The organism is Streptococcus equinus ATCC 9812 (assembly GCF_000187265.1).
In the GTDB taxonomy this organism is placed as follows: Bacteria; Bacillota; Bacilli; order Lactobacillales; family Streptococcaceae; genus Streptococcus; species Streptococcus equinus.
The window spans coordinates 1,329,885-1,342,980 of sequence record NZ_GL698429.1 but is presented as its reverse complement, the minus strand read 5'-3'; the positions used below and the strand labels follow the sequence as shown (position 1 = coordinate 1,342,980).

The 13,096-nt window shown below is 38.2% G+C and carries 13 protein-coding genes; 9 read left to right on the top strand and 4 right to left on the bottom strand.

What is annotated here, in order from left to right; genetic code table 11:
• The first annotated feature begins 32 nt into the window (after positions 1-32).
• A complete protein-coding gene (gene apf / locus HMPREF0819_RS06410) occupies positions 33-626 on the top strand; it encodes an aggregation-promoting factor (protein WP_004233655.1) in 594 nt (197 codons plus the stop codon).
• Positions 627-840: 214 nt separating this feature from the next.
• Positions 841-1,476, top strand: coding sequence for a transglycosylase SLT domain-containing protein (locus tag HMPREF0819_RS06405; RefSeq protein WP_004233653.1), 636 nt, complete (start codon positions 841-843; stop codon positions 1,474-1,476).
• Positions 1,477-1,501: 25 nt separating this feature from the next.
• Here the strand turns inward: HMPREF0819_RS06405 and HMPREF0819_RS06400 are convergent, their stop codons facing one another.
• The 3 genes from HMPREF0819_RS06400 to sdaAB form a co-directional block, all read right to left on the bottom strand.
• Complete coding sequence (locus HMPREF0819_RS06400; protein WP_004233651.1) at positions 1,502-2,137, bottom strand: HAD hydrolase-like protein; 636 nt, start codon at positions 2,135-2,137, stop codon at positions 1,502-1,504.
• A gap of 90 nt (positions 2,138-2,227) precedes the next feature.
• The gene (gene sdaAA / locus HMPREF0819_RS06395) at positions 2,228-3,100 is read right to left on the bottom strand and encodes an L-serine ammonia-lyase, iron-sulfur-dependent, subunit alpha (protein WP_004233649.1); all 873 of its coding nucleotides are present in this window, start codon (positions 3,098-3,100) and stop codon (positions 2,228-2,230) included.
• Positions 3,101-3,111: 11 nt separating this feature from the next.
• Positions 3,112-3,783, bottom strand: coding sequence for an L-serine ammonia-lyase, iron-sulfur-dependent subunit beta (gene sdaAB, locus HMPREF0819_RS06390; RefSeq protein ID WP_004233647.1), 672 nt, complete (start codon positions 3,781-3,783; stop codon positions 3,112-3,114).
• 258 nt (positions 3,784-4,041) lie between these two features.
• Here sdaAB and mnmA point away from each other — a divergent pair, with 258 nt between their 5' ends.
• The 7 genes from mnmA to rpsD all read left to right on the top strand — a co-directional run bounded on the left by mnmA (position 4,042) and on the right by rpsD (position 12,394).
• Entirely contained in the window at positions 4,042-5,163 is a 1,122-nt protein-coding gene (gene mnmA, locus HMPREF0819_RS06385) for a tRNA 2-thiouridine(34) synthase MnmA (RefSeq protein ID WP_004233645.1), read from the top strand.
• 250 nt (positions 5,164-5,413) lie between these two features.
• Entirely contained in the window at positions 5,414-7,318 is a 1,905-nt protein-coding gene (gene mnmG / locus HMPREF0819_RS06380; protein WP_004233641.1) for a tRNA uridine-5-carboxymethylaminomethyl(34) synthesis enzyme MnmG, read from the top strand.
• Between the two features lie 86 nt (positions 7,319-7,404).
• Positions 7,405-9,381, top strand: coding sequence for a DHH family phosphoesterase (locus HMPREF0819_RS06375; protein ID WP_004233638.1), 1,977 nt, complete (start codon positions 7,405-7,407; stop codon positions 9,379-9,381).
• Positions 9,381-9,833 (top strand): 50S ribosomal protein L9, encoded by a 453-nt coding sequence (gene rplI, locus HMPREF0819_RS06370; protein ID WP_004233636.1) that lies wholly within the window; start codon positions 9,381-9,383, stop codon positions 9,831-9,833. Before HMPREF0819_RS06375 ends, rplI begins: the two co-directional genes overlap by 1 nt.
• Positions 9,834-9,867: 34 nt before the next feature.
• Positions 9,868-11,229, top strand: coding sequence for a replicative DNA helicase (dnaB, locus tag HMPREF0819_RS06365; protein WP_044023388.1), 1,362 nt, complete (start codon positions 9,868-9,870; stop codon positions 11,227-11,229).
• A gap of 24 nt (positions 11,230-11,253) precedes the next feature.
• Positions 11,254-11,526, top strand: a complete 273-nt coding sequence (locus HMPREF0819_RS06360; protein WP_004233634.1) for a Veg family protein — start codon at positions 11,254-11,256, stop codon at positions 11,524-11,526.
• A 256-nt stretch (positions 11,527-11,782) separates the two neighbouring features.
• Entirely contained in the window at positions 11,783-12,394 is a 612-nt protein-coding gene (gene rpsD, locus HMPREF0819_RS06355; protein WP_004233633.1) for a 30S ribosomal protein S4, read from the top strand.
• A 92-nt stretch (positions 12,395-12,486) separates the two neighbouring features.
• Here rpsD and HMPREF0819_RS06350 read toward each other — a convergent pair whose 3' ends face one another.
• Complete coding sequence (locus HMPREF0819_RS06350; protein ID WP_004233631.1) at positions 12,487-13,026, bottom strand: TetR-like C-terminal domain-containing protein; 540 nt, start codon at positions 13,024-13,026, stop codon at positions 12,487-12,489.
• Positions 13,027-13,096 lie beyond the last annotated feature (70 nt).

The window sequence follows — 13,096 nt, the reverse complement described above, 5'->3', positions numbered from 1 at the left end:
GTACTAATTTTGAAACAAAAAAGGAGCATATAATGCAAACAAATATTTTTAAAACTAATTCTAACTCAATTAAGCTTGGTCTTGCCGGTGTAGCCGCAGCAGTAGCACTAATCGCCCCAACAGTTGCTAACGCTGATTCATACACTGTTCAATCAGGTGATACACTTTCTAAAATTGCCGTAACTTACAACACTACAGTTGAAAAATTGGCTTCAGTAAACCAAATTGCTGACGTTGACGTCATCACTGTAGGTCAAATCTTAGAACTAGATCCAGAAGCTACTGTAGCATCAGTAGAAACTTCTGCAGAAGCTGCTGCACCAGCAGCTAACTCAGCTGAAACTGTAGCCGCAGCACCAGCTGAAACAACAACTACATCATCATACGCATCAAACTTGGGTACTTCAGATGCTCAAGCTAAAGAAATCATTGCTCAACGCGAATCAAGCGGTAGCTACACAGCTCAAAACGGTCAATACTATGGTCGTTACCAATTGACAATGTCATACCTAAACGGTGACCTGTCAGCTGAAAACCAAGAACGTGTTGCAGACTCATACGTTGCAGGACGCTACGGTTCATGGTCAGCAGCTCTTGCATTCTGGAATGCAAATGGTTGGTACTAAGATTTAGAGATAGAATTACCAGTATTAGAATGAAAAAATCGGAGAATGTTCTCCGATTTTTTTGATTTGTTTTCGATAAATTAGCGTTTTCATTGTGAAAATGGAGTGAATTTCAATATCTCTGTAATATTTTTAACATATTTTCAATCTCAGAGTAATAAACAGATTATATGATAGGAAACAGGAGTTTAGAGAGGTATATATTTTATTTATTATGTATAATAAAATCAATAATAAAGCAATTAGAAAAATAATTATCAGCGTCTTAGGTGCTATTTTAATGACAACAGTGGTTGTCGCACTGGCTCCAAAAATTGAGGCATTTGCAGAAACAATCACAACTAGTTCAGAAACAAAAGTTGTTAAATCTACTTCAGAAAGTTCAGAAGTATCATCAGAAAGCTCTAGTTCTATAGAAAATAGCAGCTCAAGCTCAGTAGAAGAGAGCGAAGTAGCTGAATCATCATCTACTGAGGAAGTACAAGAAACTGAAGTTGCATATGTTGAGGAAGCCCCAGTTGAAGCTTCTACTGTAGATATGACAGCTAGCACAGTAACGACTGTAGCATCTTCTACAGGCTCATATGTTGCACCAAATGGCAATACAGCAGGAGCAATTGGCTCAGCGGCAGCAGCTCAAATGGCTGCGGCTACAGGTGTTCCTCAATCAACTTGGGAAGCTATTATTGCACGTGAGTCTAATGGTGACCCAAATGTTGCTAACGCATCAGGTGCATCAGGTTTATTCCAAACAATGCCTGGTTGGGGTTCCACGGCAACTGTTGAAGACCAAATTGCAACAGCTATTACAGTTTACAACACTCAAGGTTTATCAGCTTGGGGATATTAACAAAAAAGAAAAAGCACTAATCATCTTATAAAGATGATAGTGCTTTTTTTAAATCTTCAGGTTGATAGCAAATGGACTCAGCTCCATGCTCTTTTAGGCTTTCTAGACTACCAAAGCCCCATGTTACTCCAACTCTTCTAACACCAGTTTTTTTACCGCCAATCATATCGAATTTAGTATCGCCAACGATAACAGCTTCATGTGCTTGAATTTTTTGCTCTGTCAGACAAGCCTTAATAACATCTGCCTTATGGAAGTGTTGAGGTGTAGAGCCGTAGACCTTTTCAAAATATGAATTGATACCGAGGTCTGTTAACATTTGTCTTGCCATTGGTTGATGTTTACTTGTTGTGACAAAGAGTGAATAGTTTAAATGATTTAACTCTTCTAGCACATCAGAAATTCCTTCATAAAGCGAAACTTGATGAATTCCTTTAGTACCATAATAGTCTCTAAACGTTTTAATAGCGTGATTAATGTCATCGGTTTGGTCAAAATAATTCCCAAAAGTGACTTCTAAAGGTGGACCGATGAATGTTGACAGTTGTTTGTCGGTCTGTGAAGGTAATTGTAACTTTTCAAAAGCGTAATTAAATGCTGCCTTGATGCCGGGACTTGAATTTACCAGTGTTCCATCGAGGTCAAATAGAATTGATTTCACATTTACTCTCCTGTAAATTTTGTAAACATTAATTGACAACTCCGTCAATTACTAAGCAATTTTTGAATTTAGTATTAAAATACTAAATCTTTATTCTCCAAATATTTTAGCCTGAAGACGACGTCCAGTTGGTGTAGCAGCGAGCCCGCCTTCGGCGGTTTCACGAAAGGCTGTTGGAAGACTTGCCCCAACTTGGTACATCGCATCAACGACTTCGTCAACAGGAATTTGTGATTCGATACCAGCCAGAGCCATGTCGGCAGCAACCAGTGCAAAACTAGATCCTAAAGCGTTGCGTTTAACACAAGGAACTTCGACGAGCCCTGCGACAGGGTCACAGATAAGCCCAAGCATATTTTTGATAACAAAGGCAACAGCTTGGCTGGCTTGGAAAGCAGATCCACCAGCAGCCTTGACTAGCGCAGCTGCACTCATTGCTGAAGCAGAACCAACTTCGGCTTGACAGCCACCTTCAGCACCAGAAATAGAGGCGTTATTTCCGATTACTAGACCAAATGCTCCTGCAGTGAACAAAAAGTCGAGTTGTTCTTTTTCAGAAAGGTTTAGTTTGTCGATTGCAGTTGTTAGTACAGCAGGCAGGCATCCGGCAGAACCAGCTGTTGGAGTGGCACAGACAAGTCCCATTTTTGCATTTAGTTCATTGACAGCAATAGCATTTCGAACTGCTGTAAGAACAGTGGTATCTGACAATGTTTTACCTGATTTTAGGTAATTGTCCATTTTGACAGCGTCACCGCCAGTTAGACCGCTGATAGATTTACTTGGTGTTAATCCATCAGTAACAGAATTTTTCATGACTTGAAGATTTTTTTCCATGATATGGATGATTTCTTCACGGCTACGTCCACTTAATTCAGTTTCTGTTGCAATCATCAATTCAGCGATGTTGCCGTCAAATCTCTGGTCTGCTTGTTCGACTAATTCTTTAATAGAATAAAACATCTTTTTCCTTTCTAATCGAAGAAGTTCACGTTATGTAAGTGAGGAATGTGTTGAATTTGTTCGACAGCTTGGTGACAATCGCGTGAATCTACTTCGATAATCATAATTGCTTTTTCACCAGCACGCTCACGGGTAACATTCATTTGAGCAATATTGATATTGTGCTCAGAAAGGATGTCTGTTACTTTAGCAATCATACCAGGGATATCTTGGTGAACGATGATTAGAGTAGGTGTATTCATCTTGAGAGAAACAGAAAAGCCATTGAGTTCAGTGACTTCGATATTTCCACCACCGATTGACACACCAGTGATACTCATGTTTTTATCCCCTTTTTCTACGGTAATTTTAGCCGTATTGGGGTGAGGAGCGTTACTGTCTTTTAAAATATCCCAATAAATGCGAACCCCTTTTTGGTGGGCGATTTCTAATGAATTTTTAATATCTGGGTTGTCAGTATCCATTCCTAGAATACCTGCAACGAGTGCTTTATCAGTTCCGTGTCCACGGTAAGTTTTAGCAAATGAATTATATAAATGAAATGTTACGAAATCAGGGATTTCTCCGAAAATAGAGTTAACAATTTTTCCAATACGAACAGCTCCAGCAGTGTGGCTGCTTGATGGGCCAATCATAACAGGTCCGATAATGTCAAATACGGATTGGAATTTAAGATTTTTCATATCTACTCCTTTAAGAATCTATGCTTACTTATTATAACAAAGGATATGACTTGGGTAAACGATAATAAACCGCTTAACTTGATTAAAAATGAGAAAAAAATGTAAAAGGAAAGCATAAAAGACTTACATAATAGAGATTTCATGTTATAATAGATTTCGCGTGGTTTCACGCGTTCAAAATCGACCTTCAAATCGATTTTTGAAAAACTAGGCCCTTCAAGCCTATGTTCGAAAAAATATCTTGATGGGAGGATTATCATGACAGATAATTCAAAAACACGTGTTGTTGTCGGTATGAGTGGAGGCGTTGATTCGTCTGTAACAGCTCTTCTTTTGAAAGAACAAGGTTACGATGTTATTGGTGTTTTCATGAAAAACTGGGATGACACAGATGAATTCGGTGTGTGTACAGCAACCGAAGATTATAAAGATGTAGCAGCTGTAGCTGACCAAGTTGGTATTCCTTACTACTCTGTTAACTTTGAAAAGGAATATTGGGATCGCGTTTTCGAATATTTCCTAGCGGAATATCGTGCAGGACGTACACCAAATCCAGATGTTATGTGTAACAAAGAAATCAAATTTAAAGCTTTCCTTGATTATGCCATGACACTTGGTGCTGATTACGTGGCGACTGGACACTACGCACAAGTTTCTCGTGATGAAGATGGTACAGTTCACATGCTTCGCGGAGCGGACAATAACAAAGACCAAACTTATTTCTTGAGCCAATTGTCACAAGAACAATTGCAAAAAGTAATGTTCCCGCTTGGTCATTTGGAAAAACCAGAAGTACGTAAAATTGCAGAACGTGCAGGTCTTGCTACGGCTAAGAAAAAAGATTCAACAGGAATTTGCTTTATCGGTGAAAAGAACTTTAAACAATTCCTTAGTCAATATTTACCAGCTCAAAAAGGTCGTATGATGACTGTTGATGGTCGTGATATGGGTGAACACGCTGGATTGATGTACTATACAATTGGTCAACGTGGAGGTCTTGGTATCGGTGGTCAACAAGGTGGCGATAATGCTCCTTGGTTTGTTGTCGGAAAAGACCTTTCAAAAAATATTCTTTACGTTGGTCAAGGATTCTATCATGAATCATTAATGTCAACTAGCCTTGATGCTTCAAGCGTTCACTTCACACGTGATATGCCAGAAGAATTTACAATGGAAGTAACAGCTAAATTCCGTTACCGTCAACCGGACTCAAAAGTTACTGTTCATGTAAAAGGTGACAAAGCAGAAGTTGTTTTTGCTGAACCACAACGTGCTATCACACCTGGTCAAGCTGTCGTATTCTATGATGGTGAAGAATGCCTAGGTGGCGGTATCATCGATATGGCTTACAAAGACGGCGTTGCTTGCCAATACATCTAATTGACAAGTTTGTAAAGATAAGTTGACATTTTAACTTAATTTGATACAATAATCATAACAATAATCATGATGGTCAAAGCTCATGAGAATTGTGCGTTTTTCCTGCACAATTTTCGAGGGTTTTGATCATTTTTGTGTTTTATAAATCATTTTATATTTGGAAAGGAATGCTTTAAGTAGATAGCTAGATTTTAAGCTGTTCAAATTGGATAAAACCTAGTAACTGTTTACTTGATATTGTAATTAGATCATGACACATGAATTTGCTGAAAATTATGATGTAATTGTTGTTGGTGCAGGGCATGCTGGTGTTGAAGCTAGTTTGGCTGCAGCTCGTATGGGTTGTAAAACAATGCTCGCTACAATCAACTTGGAAATGTTATCCTTTATGCCATGTAATCCTGCAATTGGGGGTTCTGCTAAAGGGATTGTCGTTCGTGAAATCGATGCCCTAGGTGGGGAAATGGGTAAAAACATTGACAAGACTTACATCCAAATGAAAATGCTCAATACTGGTAAAGGGCCTGCTGTACGTGCTCTTCGTGCTCAAGCTGATAAGGCACTTTACTCACGTACAATGAAGCATACGGTTGAACAACAAGAAAACTTGACTTTACGTCAATCAATGATTGAAGAAGTTCTAGTTGAAGATGGAAAAGTTGTTGGTGTTCGTACAGCCACTAACCAAAAATTCTCAGCTAAAGCTGTTGTTATCACAACAGGAACAGCTCTTCGTGGAGAAATTATTTTAGGAGAACTCAAGTACTCATCAGGTCCTAATAATAGTTTGGCTTCTATCGGTCTTGCTGACAACTTGAAAGAACTTGGTCTTGAAATTGGACGTTTCAAAACAGGAACACCTCCACGTGTTAAAGCAAGTTCTATCAACTATGATGAAACAGAAATCCAACCAGGTGATGAAAAACCAAATCATTTCTCATTCATGTCAAATGATGAAGATTATCTTAAAGATCAAATTCCTTGCTGGTTGACATACACTAACCAAACTAGTCACGATATTATCAATAAAAACCTTTACCGTGCACCAATGTTCTCTGGTATTGTTAAAGGTGTTGGTCCTCGTTATTGCCCATCTATCGAAGATAAAATTGTTCGATTTGCGGATAAAGAACGTCACCAATTGTTCTTAGAACCAGAAGGTCGTGAAACAGAAGAAGTTTATATTCAAGGTTTGTCAACTAGTCTTCCAGAAGATGTTCAAAAAGAATTAGTTCATTCTATCAAAGGGCTTGAAAATGCCGAAATGATGCGTACAGGTTATGCGATTGAATACGATATCGTTCTTCCACACCAATTGCGTGCAACGCTTGAAACGAAGAAAATCTCAGGACTTTTCACAGCAGGTCAAACTAACGGAACATCAGGTTATGAAGAAGCTGCTGGTCAAGGTATTGTTGCTGGTATTAATGCTGCTTTGAAAGTTCAAGGTAAACCAGAAATGATTCTTAAACGTAGTGATGCTTACATTGGTGTTATGATCGATGACTTGGTAACTAAAGGAACTTTGGAACCTTATCGTTTGTTGACAAGTCGTGCAGAATATCGTTTGATTTTGCGTCATGATAATGCAGATATGCGTTTGACTGAGATTGGTCATCGTGTTGGTTTAGTTGATGAAGAACGTTATGCTCGTTTCTTGAAGCGTAAACGTCAATTTGACAATGAGTTGACACGTTTGTCAAGTCTTAAAATCAAGCCAGTCAAGGAAACAAATGCTCGTATCGAAGCATTAGGTTTCAAACCATTGACAGATGCCTTGACAGCTAAAGAATTCATGCGTCGTCCTGAAATCAATTATGAAATTGCAACAAGCTTTGTTGGTCCAGCCGAAGAAAAACTTGATAGCAAAGTGATTGAACTTTTGGAAACAGAAATCAAATACGAAGGATACATCAACAAAGCTCTTGATCAAGTGGCTAAGATGAAACGCATGGAAGAAAAACGTATCCCTGCTAATATCGATTGGGATGATATTGATTCTATTGCGACAGAAGCTCGTCAAAAATTCAAGAAAATTAATCCAGAAACTATCGGTCAAGCTAGCCGTATTTCAGGGGTTAACCCAGCCGATATTTCAATCTTGATGGTTTACTTGGAAGGTAAACAAAAACAACATCGCCATCACGAAGATTAAGTCATCAAACTGTAATTATTAAACAGAACGCAGCCCTATTAAATAGGGCTGTTTTATGGTATAATTGTAAGCTAAGAGGTTAACCAATGAAAAGATTTCGATTTGCAACTATCCACTTAGTCATGATTGGCCTTATTTTATTTGGTATCTTGGCTATTTGTGTCAGACTTTTTCAGACGGAGTCAGCTATCTTAGCTGCAATCTTTTTGGCGCTTTCTTTACTTGTAGCTTTGCTCTACTATCAAAAGGAAACTTATGAGTTATCAGAGCTTGAACAAATTGAATTGTTAAACGACAAAACAGAAGTTGGATTAAAACATCTTCTGGAACAAATGCCAGTAGGTGTTGTTCAATTTGATCAAGAGACAAATGAGGTAGAGTGGTTTAATCCATACGCAGAGCTTATTTTTACTAGTGAAGAAGGAGAGTTTGAGGACGACATCATTCGGAGAATTATTGGGAATAAGCGTGAAGGTGATGCTAGTCAGACATTTGAGTTGAATGGCAATAAGTACTCATCTTACATCGATTCATCAACGGGAATTTTCTATTTCTTCGATACATCTATGGGAAATCGTCAGTTAGGCGATGTGGCTTTTTTGCGCCCAGTAATTGGAGTTATCTCAATCGATAACTATGATGACATTACAGATGATTTGTCGGATGCTGAGATTTCACAAATCAATAGCTTCATTGCCAACTTTATTTCGAATTTTACTAAATCAAAAAATATTTTTTATCGCCGTGTTAATTTAGATCGTTTCTACTTTTTCACAGATTATGCGGTATTGAGTACTTTAATTGACGATAAATTCAATGTTTTGGAGGCTTTCCGAAAACAGGCAAAAGAAGAACACAATTTACCACTGACCCTTAGTATTGGAGTGGCTTATGGCGATGATAATCACCAACAAATTGGACAAGTTGCGTTGCAAAATTTGAATACTGCGCTTGTTCGAGGTGGAGATCAGGTCGTTATTTGTGAAAATGATGAGTATAAGAAACCATTGTACTTCGGTGGCGGATCTGTTTCTACTGTTAAGCGAACTCGTACGCGTACGCGTGCTATGATGACTGCTATTTCAGATCACATTAAAGGTGTTGATCGTGTGTTTGTGGTTGGTCACCGTAACATTGACATGGATGCGCTTGGTTCTGCTGTTGGTATGCAGTTCTTTGCAAGTAACGTTAATGAAGAGTCTTATGTGGTGTACAATCCAAATGAAATGACTCCAGATATCACGCGTGCTATCAAACGATTGCAAGAGGATGAAAAGACCAAACTGATTACGATTAATCAGGCTTTGTCAATGTTGACTGAGAGATCGTTGTTGATTATGGTCGATCACTCTAAGATTGATTTGACCTTGTCGCAAGAGCTCTATAATAAGTTTAACGATGTGATTGTCGTTGACCATCACCGTCGTGATGATAATTTCCCAGAAAATGCTGTTTTGACATTTATTGAAAGTGGTGCAAGTAGTGCCAGTGAACTTGTTACAGAGTTGATTCAATTTCAAAATGCTAAGAAACGTTTGAGTAAGATTCAAGCAAGCATCTTGATGGCTGGTATTATGCTTGATACTAAGAACTTCTCAGCAAGTGTTACAAGCAGAACATTTGATGTTGCAAGTTATCTTCGAGCTCATGGTAGTGACAGTATTGAGATTCAAAATATTTCTCAAACAGATTTTGAGGAATACCGATTGGTTAATGAATTAATTCTTCGAGGTCGCAGAATTTATGACAATATCATCATTGCAAGTGGGCGTGATGATGTTAATTACAGTAAAGTAGTTGCTAGTAAGGCGGCAGATACCATGTTATCTTTAGCTGGTATCGAGGCGACATTTGTATTGGTGCAAGTGGCACCAAACACAGTTGCTATCTCAGCACGCAGTCGTAGTAAGATTAATGTCCAACGTATGATGGAAGAAATCGGCGGTGGTGGTCACTTTACATTGGCTGCTTGTCAGCTAGAAAATACAACGGTCAGCCAAGCTGAAGCAATGCTACTTGATGTGATTGAAAATGATTTAAGAGAAAATATGGAGGCAGAATAATGAAAGTAATTTTTCTAGCAGATGTTAAAGGAAAAGGTAAAAAAGGCGAAATTAAAGAAGTTCCAACTGGATACGCTCAAAACTTTTTGATTAAGAAAAATCTTGCTAAAGAAGCTACTAATCAAGCCATTGGTGAATTGAAAGGAAAACAAAAGTCAGAAGAAAAAGCGCAAGCTGAAGTTTTGGCTGAAGCAAAAGCTCTTAAAGCAGAGCTTGAAAAAGAAGAAACTGTTGTTAAATTCACTGAAAAAGTTGGTCCAGATGGACGTACTTTTGGTTCAATTACGGCTAAGAAAATTGCAGAAGAATTGTCAAAACAATTCGGTCTAAAAATTAACAAACGTTCTATTACTTTAGATCACCCAATTCGTGCAATTGGTTCTGTCGAAGTACCTGTGAAATTACATAAAGAAGTAACCGCTGAAATCAAATTAAACATTAAAGAAGCATAATTCGTATTCGAGCTTATTAGGGGAGGTGAAAAGTTTGGCAGAAGAGCCAGAATTGAGAGTTCAGCCACAGGATTTATTAGCAGAGCAATCTGTATTAGGTTCTATTTTTATCTCGCCAGATAAACTCATCACTGTTCGTGAATTTGTTAGCCCAGATGATTTTTATAAATACTCACACCGAGTGATTTTTAAAGCTATGATTACTTTAAGTGATCGTAATGAGGCTATTGATGCTACAACAGTGAGAACCATTCTTGATGATCAAGGAGATTTGCAAAATATTGGTGGCTTGTCTTATATTGTTGAGTTGGTCAATAGTGTTCCAACAAGTGCCAATGCGGAGTATTACGCTAAGATTGTTGCTGAAAAAGCAATGCTGCGTAATATCATCTCTAGATTGACAGAAACTGTAAATCTAGCTTATGAAGGAGCTACGGATTCAGAGGATGTGATTGCTGGTGCTGAAAAAGCTCTTGTTGAGATTAACGAGCACAGTAATCGTAGTGGTTTTCGCAAGATTTCAGATGTCTTGAAAGTAAACTACGAAAACTTAGAAATCCGTTCACGCCAAACGAGTGATATTACGGGATTACCGACAGGTTTCCGTGATTTGGATAAGATTACGACAGGTTTGCACCCTGATCAATTGGTTATTTTGGCAGCACGTCCAGCCGTCGGGAAGACTGCCTTTGCACTAAATATCGCACAGAATGTCGGAACTAAGCAAAATCGACCAGTAGCTATCTTCTCCCTAGAAATGGGTGCTGAAAGTTTGGTTGACCGTATGTTGGCTGCTGAAGGAATGGTTGATTCTCATCACCTTAGAACAGGTCAGTTAACCGATCAAGAGTGGAATAATATTACGATTGCTCAAGGTGCCTTAGCTGAAGCACCAATTTACATCGATGATACGCCTGGTATTAAAATTACTGAAATTCGTGCGCGTGCGCGTAAACTATCTCAAGAAGTTGAGGGTGGACTTGGTTTAATCGTTATCGATTATCTTCAGTTGATTACAGGTACACGTCCTGAAAACCGTCAACAAGAGGTATCTGATATTTCACGTCAATTGAAAATCTTGGCGAAAGAATTGAAAGTACCAGTTATCGCATTGAGTCAGTTATCTCGTGGTGTTGAACAGCGTCAAGATAAGCGTCCTGTATTGTCTGATATTCGTGAATCAGGATCTATCGAACAAGATGCCGACATTGTAGCCTTCTTGTATCGTGATGATTACTATCGCCGTGAGGGTGAAGAGAGCGATGAGGCTGTTGAAGATAATACCATTGAAGTTATCTTGGAAAAAAACCGTTCTGGTGCGCGTGGGACAGTAAAACTCATTTTCCAGAAGGAATACAATAAATTTTCTAGTATTGCGCAGTTTGAAGAGCGTTAATAAAATTAAGGAGTACAATAAAATATGAGCGATGCATTTGCAGATGTTGCTAAAATGAAGAAAATTAAAGAGGATATTAAAGCACACGAAGGTCAATTGGTTGAATTGACGCTAGAAAATGGCCGTAAACGTGAAAAAAATAAAATCGGTCGTTTAACTGAAGTGTACCCATCATTATTTATCGTTGAATACAATGAGAATTCTGATGTTCCAGGTGCTATCAATAATTCTTACGTTGAATCATACACATATTCAGATATTTTAACTGAAAAAACATTGATTCGTTATTTTGATTAAATTAATCTTAGAATTAGCATACAAAAGGCTTTACAGAGCCTTTTTTTTATGTTAAACTAAATTCCGTGTGAAATAATAGCGGGAGAGTATGAAGCTCGTCAACAGTTGGCTCTTCTACAGTTTTTCTTTTTATGGAAAAGCTTCTAGAAGTCGGAAAAGTAATCTTGGCTGTTTAGATGAAAGTCAACTGCACGAATCAGGATTCTCTAAATTGTTATTTCCTACAAAATTTTTATTTTATAGGAGGACATTTTAAATGTCACGTTATACTGGTCCATCATGGAAACAATCACGTCGCCTTGGCTTGTCTCTTACAGGTACAGGTAAAGAATTAGCACGTCGTAACTACGTGCCAGGTCAACACGGTCCTAACAACCGTAGCAAACTTTCTGAATACGGTTTGCAATTGGCTGAAAAACAAAAACTTCGTTTCACTTACGGTGTAGGTGAAAAACAATTCCGTAACTTGTTCGTACAAGCTACTAAAGTTAAAGGTGGAACTCTTGGTTTCAACTTTATGGTTCTTTTGGAACGTCGTCTTGACAACGTTGTTTACCGTCTAGGTCTTGCAACTACTCGTCGTCAAGCTCGTCAATTCGTTAACCACGGTCACATCCTTGTTGACGGTAAACGTGTTGATATCCCTTCATACCGCGTAACTCCAGGTCAAGTTATCTCAGTTCGCGAAAAATCAGCTAAAGTACCTGCTATCCTTGAAGCTGTTGAAGCTACTCTTGGACGTCCAGCATTCGTATCATTCGACGCTGAAAAACTTGAAGGTTCATTGACTCGTCTTCCAGAACGCGACGAAATCAACCCAGAAATCAACGAAGCTCTTATCGTTGAATACTACAACAAAATGCTTTAATTCTCAGTTTATTGAAGTATTTAAAACCACGGTTTTTGCCGTGGTTTTTTATTTTTTAAAAATAAAAAACCGCCTAACAGCAGTAAAATTGTTTAAAGAGGTAATAACTTTAAAATGAGATTAGTCATTTGACGTGGAGATTCGTTCTTACCTTTAGCAATCCATGTTTGACAAACACCAAAAAAGGCATAGGCGAAATAAATGCTGCTGTACTCTCTTTCAATTGGTGATAAAGCAACTTCACGTCCAAATTGATGTTGCAAGTCTGTGTTGATAAAGATACGGACTTTATTGATGATAAACGTTTGAAATTCGCGTGTCCCGTTTGCTGAAATCAAAGCTGATAATAATTGTTCGCGTTGTAGAAATTCGAAAATTTCCAAAAAGGCCTGTTCTTTACTACCTTCGTGCTTTTCAAAAATGTACTCGACTTGGTTGAAGAGTGTCTGTTGGTAAGAATCAATTAACTCAAATTTATCTTTGTAGTGAGTGTAAAAACTTGAGCGACTGATACCAGCTTCTTTAGCGATTTTAATAGCTGTGATGTCATCAAAGCTTTCGGACTTTAAGAGAGTTACCATAGCCTTTTGGATAGCTTTTCTTGAGTTTGCTTTGCGGTTGTCATGTGCCATACTAAAAACTCTTTTGAACACTTTTAGACAGGGTGTCCAAAAACTCCTTCTTTTGTCTTGAAATTATTTT